This window comes from Bacillus sp. WP8, assembly GCF_000800825.1.
In the GTDB taxonomy this organism is placed as follows: domain Bacteria; phylum Bacillota; class Bacilli; order Bacillales; family Bacillaceae; genus Bacillus; species Bacillus safensis.
In genome coordinates this window covers 396549-419521 of record NZ_CP010075.1, presented here as the reverse complement: position 1 = coordinate 419521, position 22973 = coordinate 396549, and the positions used below count along the sequence as shown (strand labels likewise).

Sequence of the window (22973 nt, the reverse complement as noted above, 5' to 3'; positions counted from 1 at the left end):
TCATAGAATGGCTTTTCTTGTGTTAAAATTAATAAACAGAATATTCACACATAGGAGTTGGAGACCTCATGCAGCTTTTCCACTATCATTACTGGACACCATTTGTTGAAGAGACAGAACAAACATATCGTTCGCTAGGCTTTGAGGTTAAAGGCCGTTTTACAAAGGATGGTTCCTTTCATCCCCCGCTCACATGGGATGATTTTAGAGATAAGCAGCCGACCTTTCGAATCATCGAAATGAGAAAAGGTCAGATCAATATCACATTCGGATATAGTAAAAAAGTCTTGTTTGATCACATCGGCTTTCTTGTCTCAAACGAAGAATATGATCAGCTGCTTGCACAAGCTAAAGAACTAAACTGGCCAATCCAAGCTGGGGAACGGAGAACATTTCTTTCGACACCTCTTCGTTTAAGGCTTGAATTACAGCGCCGTACAGATGTCATTGAAAATGGAAACGATGCGCTGCATGCTATGACAATTGCTGTTCCTGATTTGTCACAGACACCTAAAGTGGATCAGCTGCTATCACCTTTGAATCAGCCCATTCACTGGCAAAAAGGAGAACGGCTTTCCTTGCTTGACGTGAACATGACGAATGTTGATGAAATGAATACAATTGATCCGAATGGTGTCCACATCGTGAAACAGACGTAAAGCAGCGAGGCTCGCTGCCTTTTTTACGTTAATGGACTCTTTTGCGCGGCGCTCTCCAATGGTACAATCAATGTAAAAAATTAGAGGTTCGTTATGAAGATATTTGCTATCCAATTACAGCACTTAGATGAAATCAATGCACGACAACAAATAGAGCGTCTGAAACCCTTTGTGTCATCTGAAAAGCGAGCTGCCGCTGAGCGCTTTCGTTTTTTGATCGATGCAAGAAGAACCTTATTAGGTGAAGTGCTGGTTCGTCAAACGATCCATGATATGTACGAGCTACCTATGGATCAAATCGTTTTTGAAACAGAGGGCAACGGCAAGCCTGTCGTCCGGCATCTTCCTTCTTTTCATTTTAATCTTTCTCATTCTGGCAATTGGGTCGTTTGTGCAGTAGATGATGCACCTGTTGGCATTGATATTGAGGAAATCAAACCTATTGATCTGGCGATTGCCAAACGATTTTTTTCAGCGGATGAGTATCAGGATTTACTCTCACAGCCGGCAGAACGGCAGGAAGCCTATTTCTTTCATCTATGGTCAATGAAGGAGGCCTTTATCAAGCTGACTGGAAAAGGATTATCCTATGGGCTTTCGTCTTTTACAGCCCGTCTGTCAGAGGATGGAGAGGCGACGCTTGCATTACCTGATCATGAAGCGCCTTGCTTTGTTCAAACATATTCACTTGACCCTGCCTACCAAATGGCGGTATGCACACGAAAGCCTGCTGCGGCAGAAAGCGTTGAGAGACTCACTTGCAGCGATATACTGTCCCGCCTTTAATAACGCGTGCTTTGTTGTAATACCGTCTTTAATAGATCGACTCCGCGTGTGATCTGCTCTTCTTTCACCTGCCAGATATTCAGCTGAAGAATGGGGTCCTTTTGATAGGCCGACAGGTAATAACGGTCAATTGGCTGAATGGAAACAGATGCCTTTTTCAGCTGCTGAATAAGCTGGTTCACAGGAATCGACCGATCGACACGTACATGTGTATGGGTAGCCGGCTCCTGTTCTCCGAGCTGATAAGCGCCCTGATCATTTTTTAAACTTGCCACGAGCTGCTTGGAGCGGTTTCGATAGCTCGCCCGCATCCTGTCTCTATGCCGCTCAAACATCCCGCTTTTTAAATATATTTCTAAAGCTGCTTGGGACAGCATGGAGCTGTCGATATCAATGAGCCGTTTGTGTTCGCTAAAAGGAGCAATCAGTTCTTCAGGTAAGACGACCGCTCCTGTTCGAAGCCCCGGAAAAATGATTTTCGAAAAGCTTTTCAAATAAATAACCTTTCCTGCCTGATCGAATGAATAAATAGGGTCTCTTTTTGTGTCGAATTCTAAATCTGCTATATAATCATCCTCAACAATGTAGACATCATATTTCTCGGCAAGGGCTGCAATCGCTCTTTTTTCTCGTTTTGATAAACTCGTTCCAAGCGGGTTTTGAAATCTTGGCATCGTATAGAAAAAACGAATCTCCTCTTCTCGAAAGATACGCTCTAATTCGATCAGATCGATCCCTTTTTCCGTCCGCTGAATCCCGAGCACAGGCAATTGATTTTTCTCTAAATATTGGAGATATAAGTGATAACCGGGCTGTTCGACAAGTATAGTTTGTTTTCCATTCGGAAAAGGGATGGTGCTTAAAATGGATAACGCGAGCTGAATACCAGAGGTCATGACAATCTGTTCTGGATGAGCAAACACTTGATAATCCATTAATCGCTTTGAAATGACTGGCAGCAGGGATGGTAAGCCGTTGGCTGTGCCGTAAATAAATAAGTCATTTTGATACAAATCGATTGCTTGGTTGATGCAGTGCTGAAAATCGACATACGGAAACACAACGGGATCAGGTGCAGAGGAAGCAAAATCAATCCATGTGCCATCCTGCTTACCAACTGATTGCTTCGTTTTCACGACATAATAGCCGCTTCTTTCTACAGAATACAGCAGATGTTCACGCTCCAATGTGTCTAGCGCTTTGATGACAGTGCTTTTACTCACTGCATATTGAGCCGCTAAGTGGCGAATGGAGGGAATTTTCATTCCAGCGCTGTACTCACCTGAATCCATTTTTTCTTTTAAACTCAAGACAAGCTGATCATATTTCCTCACGCCTTTTCCTCCTTGTACCGGTACAGATATTATGTTCTCTTATTGTACACGTTAGATGTTCCGATTACGATAGAAGAACAGAACCGGTCAATTCATTTGAAGCATGCATGCTCATGTAAGGAGTCACGTTATGAATATTTCAAAACAAAAAGCGTATGCTGCCGCGATCGCATACGCCTCTATCATTGGTTTTTCCTTTTTGTTTGTCAAAATAGCATTAGAATCAGCAAACCCAATCGATTTATTGGCACACCGCTTTACTGTTTCTTTTGCAGCCGCTCTATTGCTGTATCCATTTTTACGAAAGAAGAATCGCATATCCATTCAATGGCGTGATCTCATTTATATCGTACCGTTTTCCTTGCTTTATCCTGTTTTGTTCTTTGCTTTTCAAGTGTGGGGATTGATGTATACATCTTCTTCAGAGGCTGGCATCATTCAAGCAACGATTCCTATTTTGACGATGCTGCTGGCAGCCTGGTTTTTAAAGGAACGTGCGACATGGATACAAGTGCTGTTTACCTTTCTTTCTGTGTGCGGGGTGATGCTTCTCTTTGTCATGAAGGGAATTGATGTCAAGCATTCTCACTTCATCGGCTATGTGCTGATTTTACTTTCAGCCTTGTCATCCAGTGCATATAGTGTGTTTGCCAGAGTGATTACAAAACGCTTCCATGTGATCGAACTCACCTTTGTGATGACCTTCTTTGGCTTTGTCTTTTTCAATGCCGCCGCGCTTATCCGGCATTCGATCAATGGCTCATTGCCGGAGTTTTTCAGTCCATTTACAGAAGCATCCTTTGTATGGTCGATGCTCTTTTTAGGTATTCTTTCATCGCTTCTCACGGCATATTTATCAAACTATGCACTTTCTCAGCTTGAAGCAGCAAAGGTCAGCATCTTTAACAATTTATCCGCGTTTATCACGGTCGCCGCCGGGGTTCTCATTTTACACGAAACGATTGATTGGTATCATCTCATCGGAGGGGTGCTGGTCATTGGCGGAGTAATTGGCGGGAATGTGGTGAAGAAACAGCATTCATAAGAAAAAGCGGCCTCTTTATAGAGAGCCGCTTTCTTTTTAATGTCTGATCAATTGCTGCTTGGCTGCAAGCTCAATGACATGTCTCATCTGCTCTGCAAATTGCTCAAGATGTGTATTGATGTACATGTGGCCTCCATCGAAATTGGTGCGTTCGATGGTTTTAGCCCATTTTAGCCAGCCGCTTGCATCCTGCATGCATTTCTCATCTTGCTTCCCATTGAATAAATAAACAGGTGTATCGATAATCGATTGATCTGTGTGCTGGAAGGTTTCTAGTGCCCGGTAGTCTGCACGCAATGACGGTGTAAAGTAATCCATCATTGGTTTGTTCTCTAATAATTCCTTTGGAATCCCGCCCATTTCGGCAATATGCTGTACAAATGCTTCATTGGATAAATGCGTCAGCATCTGCCGTTTTGTTTGTGGGGGCTGAATGGCTGAGATCACCACTGCTGCGGGATAAATTCCTTCCTTTTCTAGCAGCTGGGTTAGTCTGTAGACCACAAGTCCTCCCATTGAATGTCCGAACAGAATAAATGGGCGGTTCAATTTGTCCGTGAGTCCTTCTTTATACAGCTCTGCCAGCCGGTCAATGCTTGATTCAAGCGGCATGAGATTGGTGCCGTGCCCTGGGGGCTCTGCTGCTGTGACTTCGGCCATGTCTTTTAGCTGTTCAAAGAGCGGACGGTATGAGGCGGAATATCCACCGGCAAAAGGAAAACAAATAAGCTGAATGAGATCTGATTTTTTTTCAAAGGTTTTCAATAACTGATTCATACGTCTTTACCCCTTTATAATCGTTTGAAGAATCCGTGCCAGTTCATCTGCCTGCGGTCTTTTCATCATGGTGACATGGTCGCCTTTGATGTGGTAATACGAGCACGACTCTTTCGTATAAGCCTCCCAGTCTGCGAACTTCTTCTGGAAATCGCTTGCGTGATCACTGCTTTGGACAATATAAAATGGCACAGGGAATGGTTCTTTTTCTAATTCAATGGCTTGTGACATGATCGTATTATGCGTTTGCATTTGCAAATATTTATCTAAATATTGATCATTCATGAATTGATGAACAACTTCATCCTTTTCTGCCTCTTTGAGAATTTTCTGCTTTACTTCTTGGAAACTCAATCCTTGTAAAGCTTCTGGCTGAATGCCGACCAGATTCCCCATTCCAAGGACAAGTGCGAGCATTTTTACTTCTTCTTCGTTCATATCGGCATGAAGTGCCTGATCTGCCTCATCTCTTAGCACTGGGACCGTATCTAAAATGATGAGTCCTTTCGGTGCTTTCCCTGCATGGCAGAGCCGCTGATTCATTCCGTAGGCAAGATGCCCGCCCATTGAATGCCCTGCGACATAGTCAATGCCCGGACGGTAGAACGTTTCAATGGCTTCAATAAAAAGGGTCACAAGCTCCGTATAATGGAGAAATTGCGGCTCTTCATCCTCATATAAGCCAGGAGACTGCAAAGCGTACACAGCTCCTTGATGTGTCATAAGCTTAGCAACATCAATATAGCCCATCACCGTTCCACCAGCAGGCGGCGCAAAGAATATTCTCGGTTCGGCTGGATCACCTTTTTTCAGCTCAATCACGTAGTCCTTCGGAGACCTTTCGACGTTCTCAGCAGCTTCTGGCACTGAATCTAAATGTGCGGCTAACTGAGCAGGCGCCGGGTGCATGAAAATCCATTTTGGATCAACACGAACACCTTTTTCTTTTAATTTGGCGACAGCCTGAATACTCATGATGGAATCGCCGCCCAGATCAAAGAAGGAGTCATGCATACCTACTTGTTTCACACCAAGCACTTCCTTGAAAGCTGCGACAATCCGCTCCTCCGTTTCAGTGACCGGTTTATCTTCATCATCGGAAAGGGAAATTGTTTCTGTTGGCTCTGGCAGTGTTTTTTGATCAACCTTCCCGTTCGTTGTCACCGGCATTTCATCCAGTACGACAAAGTAACTTGGAATCATATAGCCTGGCAGGCTTTCCTGCAAAAAGGCTTTCCAGCCCTGAACAGGATTTTCTCCATCTGTCACAAGGTAGGCCGCCAGCCGCTTTGAGCTGCCATACGTTTTGGCGATGACTGTACATTCTTTGACTTGTGGATGCTTGAGCAGGGCTGTCTCAATTTCTCCGCATTCGATTCGGTAGCCTCTAATTTTCACCAGATGATCTTTTCGGCCAAGATATTCAATGGTGCCATCTGAACGCCATGTACCAAGGTCGCCTGAACGATACAGCTTGTCTCCCTTTAGTTCAGGGAAAGGATTGTCAATAAACCGCTCCTTTGTCTGCTCTGGATCATGAAGGTAGCCTTTAGCAAGGCCAGTTCCGCCGATATACATTTCTCCTTTGACGCCTGCTGGTACTGGTTTGAGCGCATCGTCCAGTATGACGACAGTTGAGTTCGACACTGGCACACCAATAGGAACTGATTTTACGCCTGCTGGCACATGTGTGACTTGATGTGTGGTGGCTAAAGTCGTGTTTTCTGTTGGACCGTAAGCATTGACAAGCACACCTTCCATATGCGGCAGTGCCTTTCGTGCATGCTCACTAGACATGGCTTCCCCGCCAACGAGTAATGTGCGGTAGCCTGCCACACTTTTTGGATCATGCTCCACCAATCGATTAAATAAAGCGGTTGGCAGACAGTTGGCTGTGACTTGATGCGTTTTGATGAACTGCGTTAATTCGTCCATATTCAGTGCTGCATATTTTGGGAGCAGAATCAGCTGACCGCCATTCAGCAGCATTCCCCATAATTCAAATGTAAAGGCATCAAAAGCATAGTTTGAGAGCTGAAGCATTTTGTCATCTGGACCGAGCTTTATATAATTTGTTTCTCTAACCAAGCGGACAACTCCTGCATGAGGGAGCATCACGCCTTTTGGTGTACCTGTTGAGCCTGATGTGTAGTTGACATAGGCTATCTGGTCTTCCCCTATGATCGATGCTTCTCTTTGATACACTGCATTTGTTTCTGGTATTGGCTTGTCCATGACAATCTTTGTACCTGTAAAGTCTACTAGACGATCTGCAAGATGAGACTGGGTGATGATCACATCGCTTTGCGTATCACGAACGATGAGACGGATGCGTGCATCAGGATATTCAGGTGACATCGGAACATACGCAGCACCAGATTTGACGATTCCTAGGACCGAAACAATCATGTCAAAGGAGCGATCAAATAGCATCGGTACAAGGGAGCCTGGTCCAATTCCTTTTGACTGCAAGTAAGCAGCAAGCTTTGTCGCCTCCTCATCCAAGGCTTCATACGTCATGTGCTCATCCATATAGGACAAGGCAATACGATGCGGATCACGCTGCACCTGCTCTTCAAACAGTTCTTGAAGCGTACGCTTTGGATAAGGCGTTTCCGTTTGATTTTTCCCTATAATCATCGCCGCCTGTTCCGCTTTGTCCATTAAGCAATAATCAGCAAATGTACGCTCAGGCTGAGCCGTCATGCCATCTAACAAATGGAGATAATAGTTCATATAACGTTGGATGGTCTCTTGATCAAATAAATCCGTATTGTATTCCACATGAATCGACAGCTGCTCTTCCTGTTCAAATACATGCAGGGTGAGATCAAATTTAGATACTGTATGATGAACCACCACATGTTCACTTGTCAGCCCTTTTAGGTTTACATCAAGCGAATTGGTGACATACCCCATGGCCGCCTGAAAAATAGGTGACCGGCTTAAATCTCGATCTAACGAAAGGTCATCGACAAGCTTATCAAATGGATAATGCTGATGTTCAAACGCTTTTAAGGTCATCTCTTTCACGTTTTCCAAGAGATCGGCGAACGTCTCTGCTGTTGAGACTTCCTGTCTCAGCGCAAGTGTATTCACAAACATCCCAACGAGCTGCTCTGATTGCTTGGCATCCCGGCCTGCAATAGGCGATCCAACAATGATATCTGTCTGTCCGGACAGCTTGTGAAGCAGGACGTAGTACGCAGACAGCATCGTCATGAACAGTGTCGTGCCCTGCTGCTTAGACAAAGCCTGCAAGCGGCGGATAAGCGGTTCATCCAATACGATTTGCTCTGTAGCACCGTTAAATGTTTGAACCGGCGGACGAGGGCGGTCAAACGGCAGATCCAGCACTGGAAGTTCACCTTGTAACGTATTGAGCCAATAGGTTTTGTCTGCTTGATGATGCTTTAATTGTTCATTTTCCCAATGTACATAATCTGTCCATTCGATTTCTAAGGCTGGGAGCTGCGGCGTTTCATCTGCAAGCAGTGCGTCATATGCCACTTCTAATTCCTGAATGAGCAGGCTGAGTGACCATGCATCTGAAATGATGTGATGCTGCGCGCAAAGGAGATAATACTCCTCCTTCCCCATATCTACTATCGTCCACTGCGCAAGAGGCCCTCTTTCTAAATCATAGACGCGTTCTGCCTCTTGCTGAATGAGCTGCTTCAGTCTTCTCGCTCTTGTTTTTTCATTAAATAACGAGAAATTTGCCACAGTCACAGATGGCGGAAGGTCTTCTCGAATGAGTTGGACCGGCTTGCCGCCAAGTGATTCGAATGTTGCCCGAAGTGCTTCATGCCGCTTTGTTAAAAGGCCAATCGCTTTTGTTAATGCTTGAATGTGTAATGATCCTGTCAGCTTCCAAGCACCTAATATATTGTAATGATGGCTCTTTTCTAATGTGGATAAGAACCAAATGCGCTTCTGGGCATGTGACAGCTCATAGCTTGTTTTCTTTTCAAGCTTTGGAATTTTGGCTTCCTGAACGGCTGGCGCCCCTTTGATGTCATCAATCATTTGCGCCAGATGTGCCAAATGTGTGCTTTCAAATAATATTTTTAAAGGCGCCTTCATTGAAAATTCATGATTGATCCGAGAAATGGTTTGAGTCGCTTTTAGTGAATGTCCGCCAAGATCGAAGAATTGATCCTCTTTGTACACGCGATCTACATCTAAAATATCCTCCCAGATGGCGGCAAGAACCTGCTCTGTCTTCGTTTCTGGCAATTGCTTTTCAAGGCTTAGTACGTTTTTGTCATGATTCAATTTGAGAGCTTCATGATCAATAGAGCCATCTTGTTTTTTCGGTATTTCCTGTACTTGCTGAATGTCCCATTTGCCTTCTGCGACGCTCTTGATCTCTTCAACATGCACTTCTTTGCCAGGCTGAACAGTGTAAAAAAGCTTTTTCTCAAAGACCGGTATTGGAGCTGGCTGAAGATACCCGGCGATGTCTGGGTTTGCTCCATCCAATCCGATAAATAGATGCGCTTCATTCAGCCGAACACCTAGACATAATGAATGGAGACCTTGCTTCTTTCCAATCAATTGAAATCCCTTGCGAACGGTGAGAGCTGCTCCTGTATGCCCCTTAGACAAACCGAGATTATCCCACATACTGAAGTTCAAAGAAATCGCTCGTCTTCCTTGTTGAAAGTTGAGAGCGTGGGCGAGTCCATCTAAAAAGCTGTTGGCCGCAGAGTATGCCCCAAATGTCGTGCCGCCAAAAAAGCCATTGACCGATCCAAAAAAGACAAGCGGTACTGTCTGATCATACTTAAAGGCTTCCTGCAGCACCCATGCCCCGTCTGCTTTCCCTGACATTTCTTTGGTGAAATCCTCTTCTGACGTATGAGCCAGTGTATACTTGTCCGCCTGCTGAAAATGCTCAGACACATTGCCAGCACCGGCCAAATGCAGCACACCTCGGATCGATTGTACAAAATGCTTTTCTGCTTCATAAATCGCCTGTTCGACGTCACATAAGTTGGTCACATCCGCTTGGACATAAATGACGTCACCAAAACCTTTTAACTGTGAGAAGGCTTCTTTCTTTTCCAAGCTGCCTTCCAGAGATGTCCGTCCAATTAAGACGAGCTTTAAGCCAAATTGGAGCATCTGCTTAGACAGCTCAAACCCAATCCCGCCAAGTCCTCCAGTCAATAAATAAAGACCTTCATATTCTAAAAACCCTTCTGTTTGAGGTGCTTCCATCATATTAACTTTTTCCAGCTTTGGTACGAACCTGTCCCCATTTCGGTAAGACACTTCTGCTTTTATATGGATAGCAGACAATTCATCCGCAATATGCTTGGCATCCTGTTCTACATTCTCCGCTTCAATATCAAGATGAGACACCTCTGCTCCTTCCCATTCTTGCGGAATGGTTTTTAATAGACCTACAAGCGGCGTTTTCTCCACATGAAGATCGTCTTCAGGCTGCACAAATTGTCCACCTTTTGTCACAACGACAAAACGGATGGGCTCTTTATTTGCTTGTCTCAATGCTTGATACAAGTACAAAATGGATTGATTGGTGCTGGCATGCAGCTCTTTGAAATGCGCAGGATCAACGATGTCTTCTTTGTCTGACACATTCCACAGATGGAGCATGCGCCCGGTCTTTAGTTCATCTGCTTCAAGTGCTGCAATGAGCCTGACGTAATCTCCCTTGATTCTCGGGTTTATCTGATACATCCCTTTAGACAGACGCAAAAATTCATGCCCTTTTCTCACAGAAATATATGGCTGATTCTTTTGCTCAAATTGGACGTAAAGCGATTGATAAAGTCCTTTTTCATCCTCGAAAACGAGTACATGGTCAGCAAAAGACTGAGTTGGACCGATATTCTCCTTAGCCCAAATGCGTTTAAAAAACCAATCTGGGAGTGTTTGTTCATTTTCAGAAGCAAGATCCAGTGCCTGTTCAATGTCACGGAAGGCTCCATCTTTTAGTGCTGCGCCTAACTGGGCACGCTGGATTTTCCCACTCTCCGTTTTCGGAAATTGATCTTTTTTCACCGGAATGATGTGATCAGGCTCTATGCCGATTTTTCGAATGATGGCCTCTCTAATCTGTTGAATCATCGTGATTTGTTCCTCTATTGAATCCCTTTGTGACACAAAAAAGACGGCAAGCGTGTCGTTGCTTGATTCGGGATTATAAATGCCGTACGCAGCAGCAAAGGTGACTTCAACCCCGTCCACCTCTTCTACAACGGCTTCAATTTCGTAATTCAAATAGTTAGCGCCGTTGATGACAATGATGTCTTTTTCTCGACCTGTCAGAACGAGACGCCCTTCGTGAATAAAGCCTAAATCCCCCGTGTGAAACCAGCCGTTTTCCGCAAATACTTCTTGATTGGCTTCCTCATTTTGATAGTAGCCCATCATAATTGTTGGGCTCTTCACCTGCAAGCGCCCAACCTGATCTTCTGGCAGCACCTCGTGATGCTCATCTACAATTCGAATCCATACAGACGGAATCGGTGTGCCGACTTCTGTAAACGTCATCTTGTTCGGATGATCGTGCGTCACATATTCGATCTCACTTGTTAATGAATTTTGATCAATCGTCAGCTGCCCATCCTGTTCACCGTTCCGCATAAATTTCTTTGACTGAACAATGGCTGAGGATGTTTCTGACATGCCGTAAGCAGGTACCATCGCATGACGGCTTAATCTGTGCTGACCCATGATGTGCATGAAACGCTGTGTGACTTTCGGGACAACTGCTTCGGCTGCATTCATGATATAAGTCAGAGTAGACAGGTCCCAGCTCCCTTTACGAATGTCCTCCTCATATTCATTCATCATGGCAAAAGCAAAGTTTGGCGCCCATGTTCTTGTCACACCGTATGTTTCTATCCAATCCAGCCACACCATCGGCCGCTCGATAAATTGATCGATGGATGGACTAATCTGCTGGCAGCCAAGGTAGACGTCATGTACATGAAACATGACAATTCCACCAACATGATCAAGTGGCATCCAGTTAAGTGACACATCCTCATGTGTAAAGCCGTTTACCTGCTCAAAAGCAATAATTCTAGATAAAATGCTTTGATGATGATGACGGATACACTTTGGCACACCCGTACTTCCTGAAGACAGCAGCTGCAGCACAGGCTCATCCGGCTCCGGCTCATAATGCTGTTCATCTGGTTCATACGCCAGCAATGTTTCAATTGTTAAGATAGGCATGGTCTTTGCTTCAAATGTCTCACGCAGCCCAGCAATGTCCTCAGCACTTGCTTCATTCGTAATAATGAAAGGTTCATTTTGCAGCTGAAACACGCCCTTCAGCTTATTCACACCTTGATTCATTTCATCATAAACAGGCGGCACAGAGACCGGGGTCGGAATAATTCCTCCGAGAATACAGCCCCAGAACACCGTGATAAAATCTTGATGATCTTTCAATTGAAGTAACACTTGATCACCGTTTGTCAGTCCTGCTGCCCTTAAACCAGACAGAACCCGTTCAGCGCTTGTTAGTAATTCAGGATAGGTTTGGGTCAACGTACGCCCGTCTTCTTTCAAATAAGTCACCCCGCGGTCTGGTGACATAAAAGCTGCTCGAATCAGCACCTCTGTCAGTGTGACAGGTGTGCCTGGCTTTTTGATCACATCTCCGCCATACACAAGTGCGGGCGGCTTCTCATGTACAGATGATTGCTTTGTCTCGCTCGCTTCATTTTTCGAAAGCGATCCGTTCCCTTGAGTACGCTGTCGATTAGGAAACAGATCATCTAAGTGATAGGGCGTTTGTTTTTCTGACTGACTTTCAATGAAAGCGGCCGCTTCCTCTACTCCATCTATAGCTTTGGTGCGCTCTTCTATCTTTCTTAATTCCTCTTGATCTATGATTTCAATTGACAGCAGTGCCTCTGTATCGACTGCTCCACTTTCTGTCTTTGGCAAAGAAGGTAATAAGATGAGAGCAGCTGGCACTTCATGAGGGTGAAGTGGACCTTTCATCAGGTCCTCCCTTGTCAGCGAAGGGTCCTTCGCCTGTGCAAATAGCACAAGCGATAGACTGCCTTCTTGATTTTTCTTCGGAATGATGGCACATTCCTTAAGCGGAAAATGAAGCATCATGACTTGCTCTAATGCTTTGAGATCCATCCGTTTTCCGTTGATTCTGACGATATGATTTGCTGCATGTCCTTTTCGTCTACTCACTAACATCGTTCTTCTCCTCCTACATCCAATCCAAAATCTGAATCTTATTTTTTTCAGTCCAAACGCCGACATCCCCTGTCGGATAGAGGTATTCGCCAGTTTGATGTTTGAATGGATGCGGAATTTTATGCGTCTCCATCCAATCGGCAAGCTCCCCGCAAAGTGCTTTGATATCCTTTGCGCCGATAAAAATATCTCCAGGGAATCCTATCGGCATGAGCTGATGCTCTTCGCTCAGGACATATATTTCCGTCTCACAGGAAGGATCATGCACACCTGAATAGACCTCTTCTTGATCTGGGTACAGCACACTGACTTGTGCGTTTTTCGCCCAATCGGTGATTATCCGCTCTTTTTCTTCATTCGTCACGATTGTGAAGGAAGAAAGGGGTGTCTCCATTTGTTCTGTCATCGCTTCAAGTGTGTGGATCAGCTGCTGCATCAACGATTGTATTTGCTTTTCTGTATATTGATTGAGGCGATATGTGACCCGAAGCTCCAGCGTATCTCCCGGAACTGCCACAAGGGTCAGGTCATAGTTCGTTTCTTCATGACTCGCAATGTCTACAATGCGTACTCCGTATGGCTCGATAGATTCAATCGGATAGTTTTCAAACACGACAATGCTGTTAAACAATGAATCTCCATTCGGGATGTGGGTCAGCTGCTGAATATCTGGCAGTACGGTATATTCGAATTCCCGCATCTGAAAAACTGTTTCCTGCGTATGTGCCAGCAGCTTGGAAATGGTCCACTCTGGCGTGATCGGCAAACGGAGCGGCAATGTGTTAATAAAGAGCCCTGTCATGCTTTCAACCTGTGGTAAATCCGCCGGCCGTCCTGATACTGTCACGCCGAACATGACATCATCAGATCCTGAATGAAGATGCAAAAGCAGCCCCCATGCTGTCTGAATCAGGGTGCTCATTGTCACCTTCTGCTTGCCTGTCATCTTTTCGAGTTTCTCCTGCATCTCGGGCGTTAGTTTGATACTTAGCTGATCAACACCTGCATCTTCATCTGAAGCATGCCCATCGTCTCCTGGAAGCGGCGTGGCCTCCTCTACTCCTGACATATAATGTTTCCAGAACGCTAGCGCCTTCTCTTGATCCTGCTTTTGCAGCCACTCGATAAAATCTTTATATGGACGGACAGCAGGAAGATCCAACTCCCGTTCATCCACAAGAGAGCGGTACAAAGAAAAGGATTCTTCAATAAAGCTGAACAAGCTCCAACCATCGATTAAAATATGATGAAAGCTAAAAACAAACGTGCATGTGTTTTCATCACGATGGAATAAAGCAATACGAATCAGCGGTTCATCCGTATCTTCTAGTTTGAAATCCTTTAAACGATCTGTTTGCAAATATTGCTCGATGGCTTCCTTCTGATCCGTTTCACTCAGGTGGCGCACATCGTGCTGAGTGAGGTGAATGCTTCCTTCTGATTGAATCAACTGAACAGGCTCCTTTAGCCCTTCCCAAGCAAATGTTGTCCGCAAAATCGAATGACGTTCCACAAGCAGATTCCAGGCTTTTTCATAGGCTGCACCGTCCGTTAAGCCTTCGAGCGTCATATGCACTTGACCAAAATACGCCTGTGACGCTTGATCTAATAAAGCATGAAACAGCATCCCTTGCTGCATTGGAGATAGTGGATACACATCCACTACATTGTCTGGGAGATCATCGATTTGCTTTTGCGTCAGCTGAACCATTGGAAAATCAGATGGCGTAAAACCGCCTTTTGTCTCTACACAATGCGTCAGAATATCCTCCATTTTTTCTTTGAACCGTTCAGGTAACAGACGCACCTCTTCATACTGAAGCAGTTCACGATTGATCATAAAATTCATCTGAAGCTGACCGTTCACAACATATCCGTACACATCGATCAAATGCTGTCTTTCTGCTTTTGGATCATGTACATGTCCATTTCGTTCATCAGCTATATAAAGGTGTGTCTCACCGTCTATTTGATCTAACTGTCCAAGGTAATTAAAGCTCATCTGCGGCGCTGCCTTTTTGAGTAAACGAGTTGCTGTCATGTATTGAAGCAAGCCATAGCCGATTCCCTTTTGCGGCACAGCTCTTAAGGTTTCTTTGACATCTTTGATTTGTCTCTCAACATCGGTTTGAATAAAAGGAATAAAAATAGGATAAGAGCTTGTAAACCATCCGACTGTTCGTGACAAATCCATTTGTTCAAATAAATCCTCGCGTCCGTGCCCTTCTAACGTAATAAGTAGTGGCTTTCCAACGGCTTGCGTGAGTCCTGATAAAAGTAAATCGTTTACCTCTGTTCGGTACGCTTGAGATGCCTGTCTTAGTAAAATATCTGTTTGATCCTTCGTCAATTGAATAGACAGGATCTCTGCATGTTCTTCTATATTGAAAAGCGCAGGTGTTTGAAAAGGAGAACCCTCTTCCTCTTGACTGATGATATTTTGCCAAAAAGGAACCTGCTCTTGTAATTGATCGGTTTGTGCATATTCATAAAGAGCCTCTGCCCACTGCTGATAGGACGCAGTTTTCTTTGCAAGCGCGATTTCCTGCCCTGCCGCAAGCTGCTTCAGTCCATTTAATAGGTCTTCCTGTATGATGCGCCATGAGATTCCATCCATCACAAGATGATGGGCAGCGATAAAGAGTTCAGACATACCATCACTTATGTGAAAAAGAACGGCTTTGATGACTTCCCCTCGCTCTAATGACAACGTTCCTTGACAAGCGGCGGTCTCCATACGGATTTGTTCCAGCGCTTCCTCTTGAGAAACACTCGTTAGATCAAAGAAGGTGACACAAGGCGTGATGCCAGGCGCACGAATGGTTTGAATCCACGAGCCATCTGCTGCTTTTGTATAAATCGCTCTCAGCATATCGTGATGATCGACAATTTTTGAGAGAACCTGTGTCAGCTGCTTGAGCTGTATGGATTGCTTGAATTCCATATGGGCAGATAAATTCCAGTAATCTTGGTTTATCAATGATTGCTCAAAGAACCATGATTGGATCGGAAGTAGACGAACTGCTCCTGTGACAGGCGACTGATCATAGAACGCAGCAGCATCTGACTTTTTCATAGCAAGTGCCAGCTGTGAAATCGTCTGTTTTTCAAATACATCTCTCGGCTGAATGACGTAGCCTTCCTGTGCTAAGCGCGCCACCATTTGTATGACAATAATCGAATCTCCGCCAAGCTCAAAGTAGTTATCATGTACGCCAATCGAAGGAGTGCCGAGCAGCTGAGTCCACACTTTTTCCAGTACACGTTCTTCCTCACTGAGTGCCTTGTCAGCCGGTTTGTCCACTTCTTCCTGTCTCCACTCTGGCGGCGGGAGACGTTTTTGGTCTACCTTGCCATTTGCCGTGAGCGGGAGTTCCTCCAGCTCTATTAATAGGCTTGGCACCATATAATCTGGCAGTATTTCTTTTAATTGATGGCGAATGTCTTGCGTGGTCACGCTGCCCTTTTGGACAAAATAACCGATCAACCGCTTGTGGCCACTCTCATGCTGATGCGGAATGACTGCACATTCTATGATGTCTTCAAAGCGCAGCATAGCGGCTTCAATTTCCCCGCATTCGACGCGGTGTCCGCGAATTTTCACCTGATGATCGATTCTTCCTAGGCAGTCGATGATGCCGTTTGGCAGCCAGCGGCCCAGATCGCCAGTTTTATATAAACGCGCTCCTTCTTGGAAAGGATGCGGGATAAATGATTGTGATGTTTTTTCTTCATCTCCAAGGTAACCGAGTGCAAGCCCTGTACCGCCTACATAGATCTCTCCAATGACACCTTGTGGAACCGGCTGCAGCTGGTCGTCTAGTACATAAGCTTGTGAATACGCAATTGGCTGACCGATAGGAACCGCCACCTGCCCCTCATCCACTGCCCGAATGTGATGCACACAGGAGAACGTCGTATTCTCAGTTGGTCCATAGCCGTTTAAAAGGCCTTCAGGTAAATACGGCAGCGCTTTACGGATATGAGCAGCTGACAAAGCATCACCACCGACCAATAAGGCATTGAATCCAGATAAAGCTTCTGGATGTTCCTCTGTTAATCGGTTAAACAGCGGCACTGTCAGAAATCCTGTTGTGATCTTGTAAGATGTCAGCGTGTCAGCCAGCGTATCCATTGATAAAATCGTATTTCGATCGGTCAGTATCAGCCTTCCTCCGTTGAGCAGGGCTCCCCATATTTCATACGTAAAGGCATCAAAGGAAAAGCTAGCGATTTGTAAAATACGCGTATGTTCGTCAAGGGTGACATAATCTGTTTCACATACAAGCCGGATGACCGCTTCATGCGGAATCAAAACCCCTTTTGGCTGTCCAGTTGACCCTGATGTGTAATTGATATAAGCGAGTCCATCAGGTTTTAAGGCAGCAGGTTTGAGTTCTCCCTCTGATAAAAACTCTTCATATCCCTGATCAAGACAAATGAGCTCGGTTTGACTGATTGAGACTTGTTTCAGCCATTCATTTTTTGTTAGTAACAGCTGAATACCTGTATCCCTCAGCATATAATCAATTCGTGCATCTGGATATTCAGGATCAATTGGGACATAGGCCCCGCCTGCTTTCACAATCGCCAGCACCCCAAAAATCATTTCAGGCGACCTGTCGATCAGCAGCCCTACTGGTTCATGCGGCTTCACTCCTCGCTGCTGCAGATAAGCGGCAAGCCGATCGACTTTTTCTTGTAACTCCTGATACGTCCACTGGTCTTCCCCAGATTCGAGGGCGATCGCATGAGGTGTCTTTTTCACCTGTGCTTCAAACCGTTCTGTGATGAGAAGCGGGCCTGCTGGTTGTTCTGTTTTTCCGCTCCATTCATAGAGCAGCTGCTGCTTCTCTTTCTCTGGCAGATAATTCATTTGTCTGATCGGCTGTGCTGGATTTTCACAAATACACATAAGCAGCTGTTTGTAGTAACGAAGGAACCGTTCCATCGTGTCGTCAGAAAATAAGTCTGCATCATACTCTAGTTTTAATTGAAGACCTTCCGCCCCTTCAAAAACAAACAGGGATAGATCAAACTTGGCCGTATCGTTATCTTCAATGGCTAAAACGGATGTCGCCTCACCCATCGGTGAAGCTTCAAGAGGCAGGTTTTGCAGAACGAACATGACCTGAAACAGCGGCTGCTTCCCAGCCTCACGAACAATATTCAGTTCATCTACGACCATCTCAAACGGCACATCCTGATGTGCATAGGCGCCCATTGTTGTTTCCTTCACTCGCTCTAATAGCTCTGTGAAAGCCGGATTCCCGCTATGATCGATTCGAAGTGCCAGCGTATTCACGAAAAATCCGATGAGCTGCTCCATCTCCGTCCGATTTCTCCCGGCAATGACGGATCCAATGACAAACTCATCCTGTGAAGACAATCGATGCAGCAAGGTAGAGAAAGCCGAAAGTAATGTCATATAAAGGGTGCTGTCTGTTTTCTTAGAAAGAACAGCCAGCTGTTCAGATAACGGCTTCGACAAGCGGAATTTTTTCGTTTTTCCCCTATAGGATTGAACGGCCGGACGCGTGTAGTCATACGGCAGCATCAACTCTTCCACAGGTACCGCAAATTGCTCCTTCCAATAGGAAAGCTGCTTCTGAAGTGTTTCTCCCGTCAAATACTCCTTCTGCCATAGTGCGTAATCTGCATATTGAATCGGCAGTGGTGAGAGATCAGGCTCCCTCCCCTCGATCATCGCTGTATACCATTCGGATAGCTCCCTTGCGGCAATGCCAATCGACCAGCCATCTGACACGATGTGGTGAATGGACATCAGCAGCAAATGATCTGTTTCTGACAGCCGAATTAATTTCGCGCGAAAAAGTGCATCTTGCTCTAAGCGGAAAGGTGTGCCAGCTTCTCTTTTCGCCCATTCAGCCGCTTTTTGTTCTTTTTCTTCCTGTGATACCAGTTCTGATACATCTACCACCTCAAGCGCTGGAAGAGTCATATGCTCATGTATGATCTGTACCGGTTCATCGCCGTTCATCGCAAAGGATGTTCTGAGCGATTCATGCCTTTGCACCATTTGCTGCAGGCTGTGCTGAAGCACCTTTACATCTAAAGGTCCATTCATCCGAAAGGAAATCGTATTATTGTATAATGCTAGATCGGGCTGTAATTGATAGAGAAACCACTGTCTTTGCTGAGCATAGGACATTGGAAGCTCCTGCCCCTTTTCTATTTTCCGTATCGGAATCGCTTCATCGGCTCTGGCATTTAAATCAATCCAGTCAGCTAACTCTCCAAGTCTCGTATGCTCAAAAAGAACGGCGAGCGGCACGTCAAATCCCGTTTTCTGCCTAACAGCTGACAGCATTTGCGTTGCCTTGAGCGAATGACCTCCGAGTAGAAAGAAATGATCACCACAGCTGATGTTTGAAACATCAAGCAGTTCGGACCAAATGCGCGCCAAGAGTTTTTCCGTCTCAGTTTGAGGTGCTCTGTCCTCTGAACCCTGTCCACTTTCCTTTATTAATTCATTGAAATGCACTTCGTCCGGCATCCCATCCTCTGTTTCTTTCCAGTATTCTTCAGGATAGAGATGTACGGAACATTCCCCAGATAGACGAGACTGTATACACGTATAAATGGACTGATACAGCCTTTCTTCAATAGCCGTTGTTTGATCAGTCTTGAAAAAGACATATACGGCCTGTTCTGTTTGAATATCCCCCTGTATCATTTCTTGAATATCCTGCTTCGATCGATCCAACCCGATATAAATGAGAGGAGTATCTGTCATCAAGCATGCCAGCATTGTTTGAATGCCTGCCCGCTTTGGAATCGGGAGGTAGCCTCTTTCTTTTAGCATGCCTTTGATCATTGAGCCTTCACTCATTCCCGTCTCATCCCACATACTAAAGCTAAAGCAATACGGCTTTACTGTAGAGGTGAGCCTCTGATAATGAGCAAATTGTTCAACGAACTCATTGGCCGCGCAATAAGCGCCAACGGTCATCCCGCCCTTTAACGTTCGAGCTGACGAGCTAGAAAGGAATAAGACATTCTGCCGTTTAGAAGCTGCTTCATGTAGCGCAATCGTGCCATATACCTTCGCTTCGTACATCGCATGTAATGACACAGACGTCATGTCACGAAGCAGCTCTTCTTGAATGATGCCAGCGAAATGAATGACGCCATGCAGCCTTTTGCCTAAAGCTGCCTCCTGTTTTGAGATCAAGGCTTCTATGGCTTTTGCGTCAGTGATGTCCACCTTTTCATAAAGAACTGTGCCGCCGCGCTTTTCCGCTAATTTCTCAAGTGAAATCAATACGTCTTGCTGCTCCACAGATAAAGCCTCTCTCGCCTTTCTTCCAACCAGCACAAGATGCGCGTGATAGGATGTCAGCAGGTGCTCACTCAGCAACCGCCCAATGCCGCCAAGCCCGCCTGTTATCACGTAAAGCCCGGATGATTCAAACGGCGGCTTCTTCCTCCTTTGTTCTTTTTCCAGATGAAGCGGCGTTAAAAGAGGAGTATAACGAACACCTTCGCGATAAGCGGCGATATGATGGCTTGTGTCATGTGTAAGCTCTGTCATAATCGATGATGCATGAGAACGACCAGCAGCTGATTCTGCTAGAGAAAAATCAAGACACCGCACCTTGATAAACGGCCATTCATGCTGAACAGCTGTCATCAATCCTGCTGTCGTTGCTTTCTCCACATCATGTGTTTGATCTTCCGGTAAATTCATCGCATGAGCAGAGACAAAGGTGATCTCTACCGGTTCCTCATAGACAGCGATCGCTTTTGTTACATATAATGCACTCATGCTGCCAGTCTTCTGTGCTTCTTTTGCCGCCGCTGCATGAAGTGTGTCTTCTTGAGTTGTGTAGTTCCAAAGGTGAAAGATTTGTTTCACCGAAACGCCATACGAACGGAGCGTCTCAAAGAGTTGTTCGTAGTCAGACGGCCGATTCGGGTGGATGATGAAGTGTGTATGTGTGAGTTGTGTGAATGCTTGACCCGGTTCAACCGTAATAAAGGTTTGTTCATTGCTTGAAAGGGATCTCAATTGATCTGCCAGCCCTAAAGTATCTGCAAAGATCACCGTGTTCCCTAATGTTTGTGTTTCAGCTTCATGGAGCGGAGCAGGTATCCACTTCTTTTGTAAACTCCAATCAGGCAAGGTGTGTTCATTTTCAAGTCTGATGTCCAGCTCCTTGATGATTTCATCGAATTCGCCTTCCTGCCATCGCTTCTTGAGCTGTGCCCTCTCTATTTTTCCAGAGCTTGTTTTCGGAAAGGCATGCTTCTGGACAGGGATCACGCGCGATGCAGATATCCCCATTTTTGTTGCAATATGGGATTTGATATTTTGACTTGCCCTCATGATATAAGAAGGTTCATACAGCTTCGGTGTAAAAAAGAGAATCAGCTCGTCGGATGCAGATGCTTCCATCCGAGCGGAACAAGCGGCGACAAAGCTCGTTTCGACGCCGGGTACTTCCTCTGTAATGACTTCAATTTCATAGTTGTGATAATTTTTCCCGTTGATGATGATCATGTCTTTTTCTCTACCGGTTAATGTCAGCCTTCCTTCGTGCAGGAAACCTAAATCCCCCGTGTGGAACCAGCCGTCTGTTTGAAAAACTTCTTGATTCGCTTCGTCATTCTTGTAATAGCCCTTCATTGTCGTCGGCCCTTTAATTTGCACACTGCCAATATGATCTTCGGGAAGAAGCTCATGCTGATGGTTAACGATACGAATCGTAATACCCGGAATTGGTCTTCCCAGCTCTGTAAAGCTGACGGTTCCTGTCTCCCGTGCCTCCGCTGGTCTTAGCTGCTCTGTGAGTGATGTTTCCTCAAAGGTTAGAACCCCGCTGCTTTCATCTCCCCGCTCTATCGCAAAAGAGAAGACAACGGCTGAAGAGATTTCAGACATGCCGAATGCCGGTCTAATGACGTCTCCCTTTAAGCCGTGCGGAGCCAGCAAGTGTAAAAATCGGTGAATCGTCTTCGGTACGACCGCTTCTGCCCCATTGATCATACAGGTCATAGCAGAAAGATCCCAAGATCCTGACGAGATGTCTTTCTCATAATCATTGATCATCGCAAATGCGAAGTTAGGCGCCCATGTCTTCGTTGCACGGTAGCGGTCCATCCAGTCAAGCCAGCGCAGCGGCTGAGCGATAAAATCATCTGTTCTTGCCCGAACCTGCTCACAGCCCGTGTACACATTGACAAGGTGAAACATCACAATACCGCCAATATGATCTAAGGGCATCCAGTCTAACGACACATCCTTTTGTGTAAACCCGTTGGCTGCCACTGTTCCTTTGACATTCGCCAGTACGCTTCGATGAGAATGTTCTACGCATTTGGGCATCCCTGTGCTTCCAGACGTTAAGATAAAAAAGACTGAATCATCCGGTGACGCTGGATAAGCTTCTATATCTCTTTCTAAAGAAAGCATCGGCTCAACGGCTGCGACACGTAACTTGTCTGTATGCCACAATAAAGCTAAGCCTTGCACCTCATCAACCAGCGAGTCATCTGTTAAAATGAGCGGATGCTCCAGCAGGTTCCACGCATGATGAAGCTTCTTCACAGAGGCATTCATTTCCCGATAGGTCGGTGCAGCGGACACTAGTGTTGGAACAAATCCTCCCAACACACACGCCCAAAAGGCTGTTACCATCGCATGATTGGATGAAAACTGAAAGAATACAGGATCACCCGGTTCAAGTCCTAAAGCCCTCAAACCTGTCAGAACCCGCTCGGCGTCCTCCTTTAACTGCGCGTAGGATTGTGTGAGTTCATTTTCACTATTGACGATATAAGTCAGACCATTTTTCGTTTTTGCCGCCTCTGTTAAGGCGTCCTGCAAGGTTTGGGCTCCTGCCTTAACATCTAGATCCCCTCCATAGGAAAGGGCGGGCGGCATGTCCGCTAAAGCAGGGGAAGCCGTTTGCGTCTGTATCGATTCAGCTGCGGCTTCCTGCTCCATGTGATTGTCGAGAAATAAATGAGAGAGGTGATATGGCCGCGGTCGAATGGTTTTTTCACGAGAAAAAACAGCGAAGCGTTCGATTTCGTTGGTTTGTAAAATCGTTCTCTGTACATCTTGTAAAATCGTATCCATTGATTCATGTACATTTGATTTATTTATAATTGATGGTTTCATATGAGTTCCTTTCCTTTTTTGTC

7 protein-coding genes are annotated in these 22973 nt (G+C 45.5%); 3 read left to right on the top strand and 4 right to left on the bottom strand.

Annotated elements, in window-relative coordinates:
* The first annotated feature begins 68 nt into the window (after positions 1–68).
* A complete protein-coding gene (locus tag QR42_RS02000) occupies positions 69–659 on the top strand; it encodes a hypothetical protein (protein WP_039176458.1) in 591 nt (196 codons plus the stop codon).
* Between the two features lie 93 nt (positions 660–752).
* On the top strand, positions 753–1445 hold the full coding sequence (locus QR42_RS01995) for a 4'-phosphopantetheinyl transferase family protein (protein WP_039176454.1): 693 nt from the start codon (positions 753–755) through the stop codon (positions 1443–1445).
* On the opposite strand, the gene QR42_RS01990 is transcribed toward QR42_RS01995, so the two are convergent.
* The gene (locus tag QR42_RS01990) at positions 1442–2779 is read right to left on the bottom strand and encodes an aminotransferase-like domain-containing protein (protein ID WP_039176451.1); all 1338 of its coding nucleotides are present in this window, start codon (positions 2777–2779) and stop codon (positions 1442–1444) included. The genes QR42_RS01995 and QR42_RS01990 overlap by 4 nt on opposite strands.
* Positions 2780–2909: 130 nt before the next feature.
* Here QR42_RS01990 and QR42_RS01985 point away from each other — a divergent pair, with 130 nt between their 5' ends.
* Entirely contained in the window at positions 2910–3824 is a 915-nt protein-coding gene (locus QR42_RS01985; protein ID WP_039176448.1) for a DMT family transporter, read from the top strand.
* Between the two features lie 36 nt (positions 3825–3860).
* Here QR42_RS01985 and QR42_RS01980 read toward each other — a convergent pair whose 3' ends face one another.
* From QR42_RS01980 to QR42_RS01970, 3 genes are read right to left on the bottom strand one after another with little or no spacing between them, the layout of a single operon-like run.
* A complete protein-coding gene (locus tag QR42_RS01980) occupies positions 3861–4601 on the bottom strand; it encodes a thioesterase II family protein (protein ID WP_039176446.1) in 741 nt (246 codons plus the stop codon).
* Between the two features lie 6 nt (positions 4602–4607).
* Entirely contained in the window at positions 4608–12803 is an 8196-nt protein-coding gene (locus QR42_RS01975) for a non-ribosomal peptide synthetase (RefSeq protein WP_039176443.1), read from the bottom strand.
* A gap of 13 nt (positions 12804–12816) precedes the next feature.
* Positions 12817–22950, bottom strand: a complete 10134-nt coding sequence (locus tag QR42_RS01970) for a non-ribosomal peptide synthetase (RefSeq protein ID WP_039176440.1) — start codon at positions 22948–22950, stop codon at positions 12817–12819.
* Positions 22951–22973: the final 23 nt, after the last annotated feature.

Coding starts and splice junctions, on each gene's coding strand:
- QR42_RS02000 (WP_039176458.1), top strand. CDS start 69: ATGCAGCTTTTCCACTATCATTACTGGACACCATTTGTTGAAGAGACA.
- QR42_RS01995 (WP_039176454.1), top strand. CDS start 753: ATGAAGATATTTGCTATCCAATTACAGCACTTAGATGAAATCAATGCA.
- QR42_RS01985 (WP_039176448.1), top strand. CDS start 2,910: ATGAATATTTCAAAACAAAAAGCGTATGCTGCCGCGATCGCATACGCC.
- QR42_RS01980 (WP_039176446.1), bottom strand. CDS start 4,601: ATGAATCAGTTATTGAAAACCTTTGAAAAAAAATCAGATCTCATTCAG.
- QR42_RS01975 (WP_039176443.1), bottom strand. CDS start 12,803: ATGTTAGTGAGTAGACGAAAAGGACATGCAGCAAATCATATCGTCAGA.
- QR42_RS01970 (WP_039176440.1), bottom strand. CDS start 22,950: ATGAAACCATCAATTATAAATAAATCAAATGTACATGAATCAATGGAT.